Origin of the sequence: Pseudomonas phytophila (genome assembly GCF_025643095.1) — a bacterium.
Classification (GTDB): domain Bacteria; phylum Pseudomonadota; class Gammaproteobacteria; order Pseudomonadales; family Pseudomonadaceae; genus Aquipseudomonas; species Aquipseudomonas quasicaspiana.
On the sequence record NZ_CP081201.1, the window covers coordinates 5,426,452 to 5,442,334 of the forward strand.

The 15,883-nt window shown below is 56.9% G+C and carries 18 protein-coding genes; 10 read left to right on the forward strand and 8 right to left on the reverse strand.

All coding sequences use genetic code 11. The features are described 5' to 3' along the window. Positions 1 to 111: 111 nt before the first annotated feature. The 3 genes from K3169_RS24545 to K3169_RS24555 form a co-directional block, all read right to left on the reverse strand. A complete protein-coding gene (locus tag K3169_RS24545) occupies positions 112 to 402 on the reverse strand; it encodes a type II toxin-antitoxin system RelE/ParE family toxin (RefSeq protein ID WP_027901252.1) in 291 nt (96 codons plus the stop codon). Beyond that, complete coding sequence (locus K3169_RS24550) at positions 395 to 640, reverse strand: type II toxin-antitoxin system ParD family antitoxin (RefSeq protein WP_027901253.1); 246 nt, start codon at positions 638 to 640, stop codon at positions 395 to 397. Before K3169_RS24550 ends, K3169_RS24545 begins: the two co-directional genes overlap by 8 nt. Before the next feature lie 242 nt (positions 641 to 882). Continuing rightward, on the reverse strand, positions 883 to 1,146 hold the full coding sequence (locus K3169_RS24555) for a hypothetical protein (RefSeq protein ID WP_027901254.1): 264 nt from the start codon (positions 1,144 to 1,146) through the stop codon (positions 883 to 885). Between the two features lie 388 nt (positions 1,147 to 1,534). Between K3169_RS24555 and K3169_RS24560 the strand changes: the two genes are divergently transcribed. From K3169_RS24560 to K3169_RS24595, 8 genes are all read left to right on the forward strand, one after another. Continuing rightward, complete coding sequence (locus tag K3169_RS24560; protein ID WP_095100015.1) at positions 1,535 to 1,750, forward strand: type II toxin-antitoxin system prevent-host-death family antitoxin; 216 nt, start codon at positions 1,535 to 1,537, stop codon at positions 1,748 to 1,750. Between the two features lie 220 nt (positions 1,751 to 1,970). After that, on the forward strand, positions 1,971 to 2,498 hold the full coding sequence (locus K3169_RS24565) for a hypothetical protein (protein WP_263268429.1): 528 nt from the start codon (positions 1,971 to 1,973) through the stop codon (positions 2,496 to 2,498). Positions 2,499 to 2,592: 94 nt separating this feature from the next. Continuing rightward, positions 2,593 to 3,027: a RidA family protein gene (locus tag K3169_RS24570; RefSeq protein WP_263268431.1), complete on the forward strand. Its 435-nt coding sequence runs from the start codon at positions 2,593 to 2,595 to the stop codon at positions 3,025 to 3,027. Between the two features lie 815 nt (positions 3,028 to 3,842). Next, positions 3,843 to 4,451 (forward strand): gluconate 2-dehydrogenase subunit 3 family protein, encoded by a 609-nt coding sequence (locus K3169_RS24575; protein WP_235149980.1) that lies wholly within the window; start codon positions 3,843 to 3,845, stop codon positions 4,449 to 4,451. 36 nt (positions 4,452 to 4,487) lie between these two features. Then, positions 4,488 to 6,257, forward strand: a complete 1,770-nt coding sequence (locus K3169_RS24580) for a GMC family oxidoreductase (protein WP_122398488.1) — start codon at positions 4,488 to 4,490, stop codon at positions 6,255 to 6,257. Between the two features lie 11 nt (positions 6,258 to 6,268). After that, entirely contained in the window at positions 6,269 to 7,645 is a 1,377-nt protein-coding gene (locus K3169_RS24585; RefSeq protein ID WP_263268436.1) for a c-type cytochrome, read from the forward strand. A gap of 259 nt (positions 7,646 to 7,904) precedes the next feature. Next, positions 7,905 to 8,159, forward strand: coding sequence for a type II toxin-antitoxin system RelE family toxin (locus K3169_RS24590; RefSeq protein WP_027899648.1), 255 nt, complete (start codon positions 7,905 to 7,907; stop codon positions 8,157 to 8,159). After that, positions 8,098 to 8,469 carry a helix-turn-helix domain-containing protein gene (locus K3169_RS24595; RefSeq protein ID WP_049826857.1) on the forward strand — a complete coding sequence of 124 codons (372 nt, stop codon included), beginning with the start codon at positions 8,098 to 8,100 and terminating at the stop codon, positions 8,467 to 8,469. Before K3169_RS24590 ends, K3169_RS24595 begins: the two co-directional genes overlap by 62 nt. Before the next feature lie 240 nt (positions 8,470 to 8,709). Here K3169_RS24595 and K3169_RS24600 read toward each other — a convergent pair whose 3' ends face one another. Next, a complete protein-coding gene (locus tag K3169_RS24600) occupies positions 8,710 to 9,273 on the reverse strand; it encodes a GNAT family N-acetyltransferase (RefSeq protein ID WP_099270530.1) in 564 nt (187 codons plus the stop codon). A gap of 180 nt (positions 9,274 to 9,453) precedes the next feature. Beyond that, complete coding sequence (locus K3169_RS24605) at positions 9,454 to 9,825, reverse strand: PH domain-containing protein (protein WP_027899651.1); 372 nt, start codon at positions 9,823 to 9,825, stop codon at positions 9,454 to 9,456. A 90-nt stretch (positions 9,826 to 9,915) separates the two neighbouring features. Here K3169_RS24605 and K3169_RS24610 point away from each other — a divergent pair, with 90 nt between their 5' ends. Further along, positions 9,916 to 10,230: a hypothetical protein gene (locus K3169_RS24610; RefSeq protein WP_263268438.1), complete on the forward strand. Its 315-nt coding sequence runs from the start codon at positions 9,916 to 9,918 to the stop codon at positions 10,228 to 10,230. Here K3169_RS24610 and K3169_RS24615 read toward each other — a convergent pair. Then, a complete protein-coding gene (locus K3169_RS24615; RefSeq protein WP_263268439.1) occupies positions 10,221 to 11,552 on the reverse strand; it encodes a PLP-dependent aminotransferase family protein in 1,332 nt (443 codons plus the stop codon). The genes K3169_RS24610 and K3169_RS24615 overlap by 10 nt on opposite strands. An 87-nt stretch (positions 11,553 to 11,639) precedes the next feature. Here K3169_RS24615 and K3169_RS24620 point away from each other — a divergent pair, with 87 nt between their 5' ends. Then, the gene (locus tag K3169_RS24620) at positions 11,640 to 12,536 is read left to right on the forward strand and encodes a DMT family transporter (RefSeq protein WP_231675294.1); all 897 of its coding nucleotides are present in this window, start codon (positions 11,640 to 11,642) and stop codon (positions 12,534 to 12,536) included. 458 nt (positions 12,537 to 12,994) lie between these two features. Here K3169_RS24620 and K3169_RS24625 read toward each other — a convergent pair whose 3' ends face one another. Beyond that, the gene (locus K3169_RS24625) at positions 12,995 to 14,761 is read right to left on the reverse strand and encodes an ABC transporter ATP-binding protein (RefSeq protein ID WP_263268442.1); all 1,767 of its coding nucleotides are present in this window, start codon (positions 14,759 to 14,761) and stop codon (positions 12,995 to 12,997) included. Beyond that, complete coding sequence (locus tag K3169_RS24630) at positions 14,751 to 15,866, reverse strand: beta-glucosidase (RefSeq protein ID WP_263268444.1); 1,116 nt, start codon at positions 15,864 to 15,866, stop codon at positions 14,751 to 14,753. The genes K3169_RS24625 and K3169_RS24630 overlap by 11 nt, the downstream gene beginning before the upstream one ends. Positions 15,867 to 15,883 lie beyond the last annotated feature (17 nt).

Here is a 15,883-nt window from a genome sequence, read left to right on the forward strand (position 1 = left end):
TGCGTGCTGATACATACCGTATCCATGCAGGTCCAGCCGGGCAGCAGTACGTCTTAGGCGGAAGTGCTTTTTCAGTGAAGCAAGTTGCCCAAGACGTTTGACGCAAACTGATCACACATAACGCGGTGCATCCATTCGGTCATGCAAAATACGAATGATCGCAATCCCGTACGCCGAGATTCGGAAGTAGATTACGTGTCGCTCTACGGTGCGGCGGCGATAGCCCGGCCGAATAAAATCGCAAGCCGGTGCGATTTTAGGTGACTGCGCCAGCTCCGCGAGAGCTGTCGTGATGATGTCGATGTAACGATTAGCCTGCGCCACGTCCCATTCTTGAAACGTGTGGGTCCAGATCCCTTCCAGGTCACGCTCAGCAGCAGGCGTAAGACGATATTCAGTCATGCGCTCTCAACATTCTCTGCTTGAATTCATCAGCACTGAATGGACGAGCTTCGCCGCTCGATTCGCCTTCAATAAGTGCAAGGCGGATTCCCTCGATCTGAGCACTGCGCTCCTGCTCGCGCCGAATCAAATCGCGGATATATTCGCTGTCATTCGTGTAGCGGCCTGCCTCAATCTGCGATTTGATCCAAGTATCTTGCTGGTCAGTGACAGTGATGGTTTTGCGTACGGTTCCCATGACGAGCCCCCTGATTCGATTATAGATGGTGGTTAGTTTGTCATACTATTGATGCAAAAATGCGCACCGCTGGGCGGTAAGGCGTAGATCAAAATCAACGGCGACGAGGGCGTCCGAGCTCAACACGATCTAACTATGTGAAAGATATACCTTTATGAGAGCTGTGCTTGCCCGCGATCAATGATTACCCGCTATACCTGATGCCCGGGGAACCTGAATCGCAGACAAGCATGCGCGCTCTATCAGGCGCTCAGTTTATCCAGCCGGACTTCCATCAACTCCAGCACATCACAGCTGTCTTGCAGCAACAGAAAAGCGGCCTCAGCGACGTGAGCCAACTGGTTCTCATCGGAGTCTTTGGTCGTGGTGCTAGCCAGGCAGCTCATCAGATTTTTGACTGCGCGCAAGCGTTGTGTGGCGCAGAGGTGCAGGTCGGCCATTGGGGCTTCGGGATTTATGAAGAGGACGGTATTGGGAAATTGATTCAGCGGAGTATGTTGGGTCATTAAGGAATCCAGAGGGTAATGGCTAAACGCGCCACCTGTCTCGTCGCCAAACGAAATCAGGTGGCAACTGTGCGCAGGTTGGCGAACCGGTCATACCCACCCGGCAGACCCGAAGGTCTCCCGCGCACAGCCGCCATAAATGTCGCCCGCACGAAGTGAAGACAACCAGCAACTGAAGCTGTTGAAAAGGTATGAGCCGGATCGCCAAATCCGGTCGCTGATGTGCAGCGACGGGGCGAATGATAGGTGCGGGGTTTGCCTGGTGCAACCGCTGTTAAATCGATGTTCAGACTGAGTGAAATCGCTTCATTGATAAGCCTGGATCTGAACCCACATGATGCTGGTCTAGAATCAGCACTGACGCTTGATGGCTTACAGGAGCACCACCGTGAAAACTCACAACGTCCATGGAGACAAGAAACACCTGACCCAGCCTGTCGTTGCGGCTGCGGATGGTGAAACAATCATCATTGCCAAGACTGAATCTCCAGTCACTAAACTGATGCCTACAACCTCTAAGCGACGCGGAATGCTGCCCGATATGAGGTTTAATGCTGAGGCTTTCGAAGCCATGGATTCAGAAATTGCTGATTTGTTTAAGTAAAAAATGAAGCTGCTGCTCAACACTTACGGGACGATCACACAGACCAGCCCTCATCTTTCCGAGCAAGAGGGGCCGTCCCGTCTTCGACGCTGCGTTGTCGCGTGGCAACAGGCTCCTACAGTCGAAAAGTATTCCATCAGATGGTTAAATTTTGTTTGATGAGGCCCCGGCAACGCGGGCTTGATCCCACCCGCTCAATAACCGCAAATTACTCAAGTAAATGCCCGACCTGCGGACATTCTGTGAACGCAAGCTTTCGTTCAATCAGCTGAGGCAGCAAATCCCGATGGCCTTTGTATTAGTTTTCATTGGTTTTCTGGCCTTTGTGTCGGGCTACATTGTGTCGCTTGAAGACCGGCTTCAGCGCGACGGAAAATTTTGCCCGTTCAGTGTGCGCACGAACCTCAAGGCATCTGTGCGAGCACGCAAAACCCTGACCTGGCTGGGAATGCTGATCTGGGTGATAGCGGGTGCATGCTACCTCTGGGGACCGCCAATTGAGGTCGCGCCTGATGAGCAACTCGGTGGGCTGGGCGTTATCGGGCTTATCTTCGCGTTCATGTATTGGGGCCGTGCAAGAGAACATGAATTCCAGAAAACCGGAGCCTCGACCGACTCATATGCTTATCAGGATGCAATCGAGCCTCATGAATGGTGGCCGATTACGTTCCGGGCTTTGATTGATGTCGCGAAAATCCTGCTTTTTCTGATCTTGATGTACGGGATTAAGCGGCTGATCAATCTCTAGTTCAGAGCAGTAAGAAAGGGCGACTCTCACACACGCTTGACCTCAACCTAACTAGAGGTCTGAGACTGCCGACTCTTTCATCAGGAGTCAGCCTATGTCCAAACTCGATATCGCCCCTGCTTTCCACTTATCCAATCCACCGGGCCTATACGATCCGAGTCCGAATGGTTATTCCCACGTGGCCCAATTGCAGCCGCAGGCGAAGCTTCTGTACATCGCCGGGCAAGGTGGTGAAGACCAACAGGGTCAACTGTCTTCAGTGTTTGCCGAGCAGGCCAGACAGGCGCTCGCCAATCTCGCCATTGCGCTGCAATCCAAAGGCGCCAGCCTGAATGACGTATTCAAACTGACGCTGCTGATCGTCGATCACGACCAGGAAAAACTGCGCATTTGGGTTGAAGAAGCTGATCGAGCGTGGGGAACATCGATGAAGCCCGTGTGCACATTGATTCCGGTGCCGCGTCTGGCGCTGGACGGGATGCAGATTGAAATTGATGCTATTGCGGCGTTACTGCCAATGCAGCAGTAAGAACTGACCAGGGTCTCGCAGCAAACGCAAGACGCTGTGGGAGCAGAGCTTGCTCGCGATGCAGGTGACTCGGTGTGCAGCCTTGGACCGAGCCATCGTTCATCGTGAGCAAGCTCTGCTCCCACAGAAAATAACGCGACGCGGCCTGAAAATCATCAGGATGATCCCCATCGTCGCCAATCTGGCCGATATGCGGCATGGAAATACCGAAAGCGTCCCGGATGCGACACCGCAACACCTTGACAAAAATCGGAAATAATTTGTCGCATCTTTTTCAAACCTGATAGCATCCTGCTACCCGTGATGAGCAGACGATACTTGAGTATCGCGCCTCAATGCTGTGCTGGATGAATGTTGTTCATGCAGTCGCACCTACGCAAACGATCACAATTAGAGCAACCCTTGAGGTCTGCCAGCCCTGTTTCAGATTGCGCGCTAGCGCTTGAGATGATCGCGAGTTGTACGTTGACTGGTAACGTATGCCTTTTACGTTAACCATCGCAGGTTGGAAAGAACCACCAACCATCGCGTTTCGTTGAAACGATCCGGAACCTGAAAACGTCGCCGTCAATGTCCTTCAATCGAAGGCGCATCCGGCTGCGCGCTATTTACGTTGGCTAAAGGGGTTGCACAGCAGGTCGAGGCTTTCGATTTCCGATAGCACCGTCCGGGGTTTTCTTGTGAGCATTCATAGGGGCCTCACCATGTTGTTGAATAAACCAACGTCACGAAGGAAGTTTCTGCTTTCTTCCTTGATTGCACTACCTGCGATAGGCGTCGCCATTAAAGGCCTGAGCGCTGCGGAAGCAGCGGAGATGGTTGCGCCAAAACTTGAAGAATATCGCCCGACTTTTTTCAGCGCATCTGAATGGGCTTTCATCATGGCGGCCTGTGACCGCCTGATCCCGGCCGGTGGCCGTGGGCCTGGCGCGCTGGAAACCAACGTCCCGGTGTTTATCGATCAGCAACTGGCCAGCGATCTGGGCAGCGAGATCTATCTGGAAGGTCCTTTCAAACTCGATGCGCCGGCGGAAATGGGTTATCAGATTCCGTACCGTCCGCAAGAGATCTATCAAAAAGGCATCAAGAGCGTTGACGCCTTTTGTCAGGAGAAGCACCAGAAGAACTTCGCGTCTCTGGATGCAGCCAAGCAAGAAGACGTCTTGAAGCAGCTGCAGAAAGGCGAAGTGAGCTTCAAAGCGTTTGGCGAGGACGTGCTCAAGTCCAAGCAGTTCTTTGGCGAACTGTTGAACCACACCAAGCAGGGTTACCTCTCGGACCCGATCTATGGCGGCAACAAGGGCATGAAAGCCTGGATCGCCATCGGTTTCCCCGGAGCCCGCGCCAGTTACGTGGAGTGGGTGACACAGCACAACGTCAAGTACCCCCTCGGCCCGGTCAGCATCAGCGGCCAGCGCGGTTGATCTCCCTTCGCCAAGCATTTCCAGGATAGATTTCTCATGGCAAATATTACTAACGACGAAGTCGACGTAGTCGTCGTCGGCCTCGGCTGGGCTGGCTCGTTGATGAGCATTGAACTGGCTCAGGCAGGTTTGAAAGTACGCGCTCTGGAGCGCGGTGAAGATCGCAACAACACCGACTTCGCCTATCCAAAACCAGCGGATCAATACGCCTACGGCATCCGCAACAAGATCATGGCCACGCCAAAAGCGGCGGCCATGACTGTTCGCCACACCGCCAACGACGTTGCTCTGCCTACCCGTAAATGGGGCGCTTTCGAGCCAGGTACTGGCGTGGGGGGCTCGGGCCTGCACTGGACCGGCGTATTGATTCGTCCGACCCCGACCGACATCAAGCTCAAGACCTATGCAGACCAGGCTTACAAGCCGGGCATCCTGCAAGAAGACATGCGCATCGGCGATTACCCGTTCACATGGGACGAAATCGAACCGTTCCTGGACAAGTTCGACAAGATCTGTGGCCTGTCGGGCAATACCGGCAACCTGCAAGGTCGCATCATCGAAGGCGGTGACCCGTTCGAAGGGCCGCGCTCCAGCGCCTTCCCGCTGCCGCCCCTTGAAGACACCCTGAACTGCAAGATGTTTGCAGACGTGGCGCGCAAGATGGGCTACCACCCGTTCCCGAACCCGTCGGCGAACGTGTCACAAGCGTGGACCAACCCGTACGGTAATCAGATCGCCCCGTGCAACTACTGCGGTTATTGCAGCAAGTACCCGTGCCTGAACTACTCGAAAGCCTCGCCGCAAACCGCGGTGCTGGATTCGCTCAAGCGCATGGAAAACTTCTCGTACCGGGTTAACGCCAACGTACTCAAAGTTGAGCTGCACCCGGACGGCAAGACCGCCAAAGGCGTGACCTACGCCGACGCCGACGGCAACCTGGTATTCCAGCCTGCTGGCATCGTTGTGTTGGCGGGCTTCCAGTTCGTCAACGTGCGCCTGATGCTGTTGTCCGGTATCGGCAAGCCTTACGACCCGATCACCGAAACCGGTACCGTTGGCCGTAACTACGCGTTCCTGAGCAACGGCGGTTCCACGCTGTTCTTCAAGGACAAGGAGTTCAACCCGTTCGCCACCGCTGGTGCTACCGGGCAGATGTTCAACGACGTTTCGCCGGGCAACTACGACGGCGCAGCACTGGGCTTCATTGGCGGCGCGAAGATTCACAGTTCTCAAGCCACCGGTGCACCTATCGGTACAGCGCTGCCAAGCGGCACGCCGGATTGGGGCCAGGGCTGGAAAGATGGCATGCAGGACTGGTACGGCCACTCGATGAAAGTGAGCATCACCACCAGTTGCCAGTCTTATCGTGGTCACTACGTGGACCTGGACCCGACGTACAAGGATCCATGGGGCTTGCCACTGCTGCGTATCACCTTCGACTGGAAACAGAACGAGCTGAAACTGCAGCAGCACTTGCGCAAAATCGTGCTGGATATCACCAAGGAACTGGGTCCGGACAGCTACAGCGAAAGCTTCCTGGCGATGGACTCTCATTGGGATATCACCAAGTACGTATCCACCCACAACGTGGGCGGCGCGGTCATGGGCGACGATCCGAAAACCACGGCACTCAATCGCTATCTGCAGAGCTGGGACGTGCATAACGTCTTCGTACCGGGCGGCAACGCCTTCCCGCAGAACTTCCAGGCCAACCCGACGGCTTTGATCGGCGCATTGACCCTGTTCTCGGCTCAGGCCATCAAAGACCACTACATCAAAAACCCTGGCCCACTGGTTCAGGTGTGAGGAGCGAGAACATGAAATCCAGATCCCGCTCCCCGCTGCTGGTACTTCTGGCAGTTTGTGTAGTGCTTGCCCTGCTGGCCTGGCTGGTCAGTGTGTTCCTCAACAAATCGGGTGACGCATCTGCGCAGATGACTCAGGAAGTGACGCCTGAACTCATCAGCAAAGGCGCTTACCTGGCACGCGCTGGCGATTGCGTGGCGTGCCACACCGCTCACGATGGCAAAACCTTCGCGGGCGGTCGTGGTATCGAGTCGCCAATCGGTACGATCTACGCCACCAACATCACGCCGGATAAAGACACCGGTATCGGTGGCTGGACCTATGGCGACTTCGAGCGCGCGGTACGTCGCGGTGTGGGTCACGATGGCAGCGCGCTGTACCCGGCGATGCCGTTCCCGTCGTATGCCAAGGTCTCGGATGAAGACACGCAAGCGTTGTATGCGTACTTCATGAAAGGCGTTGAGCCAGTCAAGCAAGCCAATCAGGCCAACGATATTCCGTGGCCACTGTCGATTCGCTGGCCGCTGGCTTACTGGCGCACGTTCTTCTCGCCGACACCTGAGTCCACTGTTACATCTGTTGCGGGCACCGATCCACAGCTCGTTCGTGGCGCGTATCTGGTACAGGGCCTGGGCCACTGCGGTTCTTGCCACACACCGCGTGCGCTGACCATGCAGGAAAAAGGCCTCGACGAGAAAAGCAGCGACTACCTGACGGGCGCTCTGCTTAACGACTGGGCGGTGCCTTCGATCCGTGGCGTTGCTCACTGGTCGCAAGACGAAATCGTCGACTACCTCGGTTCTGGCCGTAACGCCAAAGCGTCGGTTGCTGGTGAAATGACTGACGTTGTAGCCAACAGCACGTCGCACATGACCGATGAAGACCTGCATGCGATGGCGGCTTATTTGAAGTCGTTGTCCGGTGAAGCTGGCAAGAATGGCGAAACTGTTTATCAGCACAACGCTGAACGCAGTGCAGCAACGGCCAGCAAACTGACCGCAGCCAAAGACCTGACACTGGGCGAACGTCTGTACCTGGATAACTGTGGCGCCTGCCACTTTGTCAAAGGTGAAGGCGCTTCACGGATCTTCCCGCGTCTTGACGGTGCTTCGATCATCAACGCCGAAAACCCGACCGCGCTGGTTCACGTGATTCTCGCTGGCGCAAAAACGCCATCCACCGCGAGAGGCCCGTCGATCCTGCCGATGCCAGGCTTTGCCGAGCGCATGAACGACGCAGAAGTTGCCGAACTGGCCACCTTCCTGCGCCAGGGCTGGTCCAACCAGGCGCCTGCGGTGTCTGCGAAACTGGTTCAGGAAGTCCGCACGGCCTTGGCCGAAGGACATCCGAAGCAACAGAAAAAGCTTGAGGCCAGTAACGAGAAGTAAGTTTTACTCGTTGTAGTCAGAGCTGTTCAGAGAGCCCGCCTTGTGCGGGCTTTTTGTTGGTGGGCAAACCAACCGTGAACACCCGTAGGAGCGGCTTTAGCCGCGAGGCTCTCCCGCCTGAAACCGGTCCTGCGAGCTCAATTGGGCGTATAAGGTAATTGGTCTGGGCGGCAACATTATGCAAGGGTGTGATCATTGGCAAATTCAGACTTATAAGTAAATATGCGAGAATTACTTATAAAAGACCTATATATTGCCTGTGAATACCATTAACTGGACCCGTAAGGCCGTTAAGCAACTCCTGAAATTGCACACGCCACATCAGGTTCAGATTCGCGATGCGGTGACCATGCTCACGGTTATGCCGGACGTAGCCAACGTCAAGATGCTGGTCCGACATGAACACGGATACCGGTTGAGAGTTGGTAACTACCGAGTCCTGTTCGATTGGGATGGCACAGTCAAAATCGTCAGCATACAAGAGGTCAAGAAACGTGACGGACGCACCTACTGACGTTCAAATCATCAACGGTCCGGATGGAAAACCGGCATTCGTGGTGATCCCGTACGCGCAATACGTGGCTCAACACAAAAATCAAAGCGACTTGATCCCCCATGAGGTGGTCAGTCGCATCGTCGATGGAGCCTCCCCTATTCGCGCTTGGCGTGAGCACTTGGGACTGACTCAAGAAGATGTCGCCCAGCGACTGGCCATCACCCAACCGGCTTACGCGCAACAGGAAACTGTCGCCAGGCCGCGCAAAGTTACCCGAGAAAAAATTGCGCTGGCATTTGGTATCAGTGCAGATCAACTGGAGCTTTGAGAGTGTGATCCAAATAAAGCAGTGAAATACTGTTTTGTTGAAATCGCGCCCGGTGCGACAACAGGATGCAAGTCCAGGCAAAGCTCACAAATATTGGTACTCACCTGTAGGAGTGAGCTTGCTCGCGATGAACGGTGACGAGGTGCAGTTGACAAACCGAGTCGCCTGCATCGCGGGCAAGCCTCGCTCCCACAGATTGCAGGCCAACATAGAATCTCCTACGGGGCCGCAATATCAGGACTACTTACGCCGCGGCCGCGACACCACCGATTCGATATTCTTGCGCCCGATCAGCATCGGCTTTTGCGGCGCGTCTTCGGTCAGCCACTTGAACATCACCAGACAATCCACCAACCCCAACCGCGCATGCTGGTAAGCACGTGGCAGTCGGCCGACGACGTCGAAACCGAGCTTCTGCCACAACGCCACCGCCACTTCATTACTCGCAACCACTGAGTTGAATTGCATGGCGAGGAAACCGCTTTCAATGGCTACCTTCTGTGAGTGCTCGCACATCAACCGCGCAACCCCACGCCCGCGCGCCGCTTCGGTGACCATGTAGCCGCAATTGCACACGTGGCTGCCGGGACCTGCGGCGTTGGCTTTGAGGTAGTAGCTGCCGAGCAGTACGCCCTCCTCTTCGGCGATGAAGGTGTGCAGCGGCATTTCCAGCCATAGGTGCAGGGCCTGCTCACGGGTCAGTTGCGGATCGTAGGCGTAGGTTTCCCGGGCAGCGATCACGCTCTGAAAAGTGGGCCAGAAAAGCTCGAAGTCTTCGGCGGTCATGGGCCGGATGTTGATCATGGGACAACCTTGAAGATGTGGGTCAAAGGGGAAGTTTCAGGCCTGGCGCGCAATGTGCCAAGAGGCGAACTCGCTGGACACACCACTGTAGGAGCTGCCGCAGGCTGCGAATAGCGGTGTGTCAGGTATAACTGATCGCAGCCTTCGGCAGCTCCTACAAGGGCAGCCTATCAGTTGAAACTACCCCAACAGATGCCTGGATATCAGCCTGGAAATCTCGACCATGGAAGTCTTCCCGGTGAACTCGAACTTCACTTTGCCCAGTGCGGAAAAGTAGATTTCCAGCTCCGAGTCCAGGTCGAAGGTGCCGGAGGTTTCGATGGAATACGCGACGATATTTTTATACGGCAATGAGGTGAAGTCTTTCTTGCTGCCGGTCAGACCTTGCACGTTGACGGCGATGATGCGCTTGTTGGTAAACACCACGCCGTCGCGCATGGACTTGTATGAATCAATGACCTGCTCACCTTCCAGCAAAAGCGCCGTCACACGCTCGGCGTATTCATCGTTCTGCTTGAGTTTGAAGAAGCCTTTGTTATTGAAATCGATCATCCACCGCGCCTCGCCTGTAAAGTAATCTTCCCGGATTGCTGCGGGCATGTTCAGGCAGTGCCGCATCGGTTTCAACAAGAGAATATCTGTATGGTAAAAAGCACTACCGATCTGACGGCCCGCGACGTCTATCAACTCCTGAAAGACATCGCCCTCGAAACGCGAACGTTGCACGCGGTGAAAAGCCGAAAAGGGCAAATCGAAATCGAGGTGGATGGCTGGCAGCTCACACTGGTCAGTGAGGAGAACAAGCTGAGCCATTGCCAGGCCTGCCGGTCACCCGAAGGCAGTCACGGGACCGCAGACAGTTGGCAGCGCTACGGCACCGACCCGGTCAAGCTGCTGAGTATCTGGGAACATGAACAACTGCAGCGCCTGCTGAAGTTGTCCACAACTCAGGAATAAGCCCCAACGACACGGTTCACCGTTTTCAGTGCAGTACGTAGCGTGGGCATGTCTACAGAGCCGAGTGCCAGGCGGATCGCATGCGGCACGTGTACGGACACCGCGAAAGGCTCGGCAGTGGACACCGAAATGTTCTCGCGCATCAGCGCCGCCGCAACCTGATCCGCTCGTGCATCTTCGGCCAATGGCAGCCAGGTGAAATAGGAAGAGGGATGACGAACGCAATTCACTCCCCCCAACAGCTCATCCGCCAGCAATTGTCTGGCTTTGGCATCCGCACGCTTTTGCGCCTCCAGCCTGCTGACACTGCCGTCATCCAGCCAGCCGGTAGCAATCGCCGTCATCACCCCGGCAGTGTTCCAGCTTGTGGCTCTGATCGCGCGTTCGAGCGCACTGACGCGGGAGGCCGGGGCAGCAATGAATCCAAACCGCAGCCCGGTGGCGACGCTCTTCGACAGGCCGGAAACATACACTGTGCGCTCCGGAGCCAGGTGCGCCAAAGGCGGTGGCGGATTGGGCGCAAGAAAAGCGTAAGCCGCGTCTTCGATGATAGACAGCGCATGTTGTCGCGCAATCTGCACCAGCCGCTCGCGCTGCTCGATACCCATCACCCAGCCCATGGGGTTATGCAAGGTCGGCATGCTGTAGACCCCCCGCACTGTTCTGCGTCGGCAGAGTTCCTCCAGTGCATCCAGATCAGGCCCTGAATCCGTCACAGGAACAGGCAAAACTTCCAGGCTCAGGGACTCAGCCAACACCTTGAAACCAGGATAGGTCAACGCATCAGCCGCCACCACATCACCGGGTTTGAACAGCGCCATCATCGCCACCGTCAAACCATGCTGAGCGCCATTGACCAACAACACCTGACCGGCCTCGACGGTCAGCCCACGACTGCGTAGATGACGCGCCACGGACGCCCGCTCATGGCTTCGCCCGGCATGAGGCTGGTAGCGCAACAGCGATTCCAGATCACCGGACAATGCCAACTGGCGCAGCGCAGTGCGCAACAGCTCGGCCTGCCCCGGCAATGACGGATAGTTGAAATTGAGGTCGATAACGCCGGTTGCGACGTCAGGCTGATCAATGCCATGCCCCGCCGGCAATGAGGTCTCCCGAACGAACGTGCCCCGCCCTGCTTCCCCACTCACCAGTCCCATGGCCTCCAGCTCGGCATAGACCCTGGACGCCGTAGCCAGCGCCAACCCCTCAGCCGTGGCCAGGGTTCGGTGTGTGGGTAAGCGCGTTCCCGGCGGCAAGCGCCCCGAACGAATATCCGCGGCGAACGCATCCACCAGTGATTTGTAGCGGGCGTGTGGCATGTCGAACTGTATCCATGACAATTTTTTGATTGTACTGATACTCGGTCCTAGGATGCCTTTACGCAACCCGACTTGAGAGTGGCCCGCATGGAACAAGCATCTGCCCCAAAAATCGTTCCAATGGAAAATGCCACCCGAGGCTGGATCAACGGCTTTATCGGCGTCGTGATTTTCAGTGGCTCGCTGCCTGCTACTCGGGTTGCAGTCCTGGAATTCGACCCGGTGTTTTTGACCGTCGCCCGGGCAACCCTGGCAGGCGTGCTTGCGCTGTGCGTGTTGTTGCTGTTCAAAGAGCAGCGTCCGGCACGCCACCAATTACTGTCTTTATTGATCGTCGCCATTGGCGTCGTCGTCGGCTTTCCACTATTGACCGCGCTGGCGTTGCAGCACGTGACGTCAGCGCACTCCATCGTCTTCCTCGGCTTATTACCACTGGCCACGGCAATATTCGGCGTGCTGCGCGGAGGCGAACGGCCCCGTGCAGCCTTCTGGTTATTCTCGGTGCTGGGCAGCCTGACGGTGGTCGGCTTCGCCCTCTCTCAGGGCCTGAAGGCCTCGGCCACCGGCGATGTCCTGATGCTATTGGCGATTCTGGTCTGCGGCCTGGGTTATGCCGAAGGGGCCAGACTCTCCAGAACACTGGGTGGCTGGCAGGTGATCAGTTGGGCGTTGGTGCTGTCGCTGCCGTTCATGGCGGTGCTCAGCGTTTTGCTGAGTCCACCGTCGTTTTCGAGTATCAGCCCGCCCGCCTGGCTGAGTCTGGGCTACGTATCGCTGTTCAGCATGCTGATCGGTTTCGTGTTCTGGTACCGCGGCCTCGCACAAGGCGGGATCGCTGCAGTTGGGCAACTGCAATTGCTACAACCGTTTTTCGGGCTGGCGCTGGCGGCGACGTTGCTGCATGAACAGGTCAGCGCGGGGATGCTCGGGGTAACGGTTGCGGTGATTATTTGTGTGGTGGGTGCGAGGAGGTTTGCCCGGTAGCGGGTAGAAATTGCCCTGCACCCTGGCACGGCGCCAAACCGGTAGGAGCGAACTTGTTCGCGAGGCGTCAGGCCTGAACCAACGCGTAAAGCCTCTCGCCAACAAGTTGCCTCCTACCTGGAGCGGCGCTATCTGATCGCCCTGCACCCTTGCGCGGCGCCAAACGGTAGGAGCGAACTTGTTCGCGAGGCGTCAGGCCTGAACCAACGCGTAAAGCCTCTCGCCAACAAGTTGCCTCCTACCTGGAGCGGCGCTATCTGATTACCCTGATCGCCCGCTGCTTGATAACAGAAAGCCGACCGAATCAATCCAGCACGATAATCCTGCCTTCGAGCGTGAGGCTGTCAGCACGCATTTCATCGGGTTCTAGTTTGCTTTGGTACTCAGTCACCTCAACTTTTTTACCCACCGCAAGTTTGGCTGCGGAACACGGTGAAAACGTTGAGCATCGAACGCATTCACTCCTCCGGGGCATTCATGCTTTGCGTCTGCCAAAGCGTTCGAAATATCCCGCCCTGACTGCGCAGCTCATTCGGCGAACCGTCCTGCACCACACGACCACTCTGCAGCACCAGAACCCGGTCAAAGCTGGCAATGGTCGATAATCGGTGGGCGATGGCCAGCACCGTGCGCCCGCGCATCAGATTAGCCAGCGCCATCTGGATAACCTTCTCGGATTCCGAGTCCAGCGCAGACGTAGCCTCGTCCAGAATCAGGATCGGAGAGTTGCGTAGAAACGCCCGTGCCAGGCCAAGCCGTTGCCGCTGGCCGCCTGACAACATCACGCCGCGCTCGCCCACTTGCGTACCGTAGCCACTGGGCAGCGCGTTGATGAAATCTTCGCAATAGGCTTGCCGCGCCGCATCGATCACCTGTTGCTCAGTAGCCTTGGGTTGGCTGTAAGCAATGTTCTCATAGATGCTGCGATTGAACAGGGCGGTCTCCTGGGGGACCACTGATATCTGTCGGCGCAGGCTATCCTGACTGACCGAGCGGATGTCGCGGTCGTCGATCAGGATGATGCCGCTGCGCACGTCGTCCAGGCGTTGCAACAGACTGATCAGGGTCGATTTACCTGCACCCGACACGCCAACAATGCCGACGCTTTGCCCCGCCGGTATCTCCAGAAAGAAATGCTTGAACACCGAACGCCCGTCCGGGTAGCTGTAGCTCACGTCGATGAAGCGAATATTGCCACGCGTCGGAGCCAGTTCTTCGTGGGTATCGCTCAAGCCATGGGGCTGGGCAATAATGCTGAGCGTCTCAGCGATCACGCCCATTTGTTGGGAGGTATCCACCAGAGCCAGGGCCAGATCCCGCGAGCCGTGAAGGATGCGAAAGGTCAATGCGCTGACCATCACCACATCACCCGCTGTCACCAGACCGTCGACCCACAAGTCTATGGCCCAACCGAGCATGCCCCCGGCCATCACCGACAGGCAGACGTCATGCAACACGCGGGCTTTTTCCAGATAAATCCAGCTGCGGCTTTGGGCCTTCGCTTCGACACCTATGGCTTTTTCCAGCCTTAAACGCTCCCGCTCACGGGCAGAAAAAGCTTTGATGCTCCACACGTTGGACACGAGGTCGACGATCTCGCCACCCACCCGCGCTGACTGCGAAGCAAAGGCAATGTGCTTGGCCCGGCCGTTTATACCAATCAACGTGATCAAGGCGGCGACCGCGATTACGCAAGCGATCAAAACCAGCGCCATGGACAGTCGCACCGTACACAGCACGATGACCGCGCCGAGAAAATCGACACACGGAGGGATGATTTTCCACGCCAGCCCGCCGTAGATGGAACCGGCTGCCGCGCCCGCCGATGAAATCCGGTTAGCCAGCGCCCCCGCAAAGTGCTGGGAAAAGTAGCGCATCGGATGCCCCGTCAAATGGCTGAACAAGTCGATGCGCAAATCCGCGCAACTGCCAACCACGGTTCGACATCCGAGCCAGCCACCTGCCCGCCAGAACAGGTTCTCCAGCACGATGAGCGCAATAAACAACACAAACGGGAACCACACATGACCTGCCGCGCGATCCTCTATGGCCATGGCGTCCACCAGCAGTTTCATGCCGTATTGCACGGCAACCGCACAACTCGCTGCCCCCACAACCAGAACCAGCATGGTGCCGAAGTGCCAGGGCCGTACCCGGACGTAACGCCAGAGAAAAGGCACTGGAGTATCAGGCAGCGGGCGTTCCCGTATTCGGCTATTGATCATGGCGAGTCGAAAGCGCCTGGATCTGCACGCACAAAGGATGATGCGGTGCCCGATTGCCCTCGCCGTCCGCATAACCAAACAGGCCTGCCGGGCAGTATCGACCGTCGTCCCAGCCGGGATAGTCCAGAAACGGATACCAGCACAGCGCCTCCACTTCCACGCCTCGCTGCCGGGCCAAAGCGATTTGCGTGCTGATGTAGTCGAGCCAAGGCACACGCTCCTCGTCTTCGGCACCGGTCTCCGAAATTAATAACGGTCGCTGGTAACGCTGCTGCACCTCCTTGAGCATGCCCGCGAATGGACGATAGGCAGGCTCACCGCGCAGGATTTTCCCGCCGTTGAGTACCCACTGGTTTTGCGGGTAGAAATTGACCCCGACGATGTCCAGGTATTCTTCTCGCCCACCCAGGCCTGGCCACTGACGACCCGTCAACAAATCCCAGCCTTCAAACTGCGCCAATCGATACTGTTCGGCCTGATTGATCTCGTCGCTTCGACTTGATCCCGCCACCACATTGATCAATGGATCACACTGCACAAAACGCGCGTCCGGCGTGCGCTGACGAATCGACTCAATCGCCGCGATACTGGCGCGTACCAATTGATGTTTGAGCTCCTGCCCTCGCCCGTGGGTGCAAGGGTTGAAATAACCCACGTCACCGCCCGCCCAGCTCCAGAAAGAGAGTTCGTTGATGGGCGAGAAAAACGGTACGTCCATGCCTTCGTCTTTCATCAGTTGGGCAACCGCTCCTGAAAACCGGGCGAAGCGCTCCACGAATTCAGGCCTCCAGATATCAAGCCCGTCGGGATAGCCGTAATGACACAGATCCCACACCACTTGCACGTTGTAATCGCGCGCAGCGCGCAGCATCGGCAGAAAACTGCTCCAGTCGTAGTAGCCCGGTCGGGGCTCGATCAGATGCCAGCGCAGTCCGTCGCGGGCGCAGGCAATTCCCAGTGCCGCCAGTTGCGCGTAATCCTTTTCAACACTTCGGGCGTGGCCGGTTTCGGCGAGCATGTCCAGCCGCCGCCCATCCCGGCGACGGTGTGAGGAACACTCATAACCGGCCATGACAAACGAGTTGAACAGCCGGGCGGAGGTCATCACAGCCACCCGCGAAA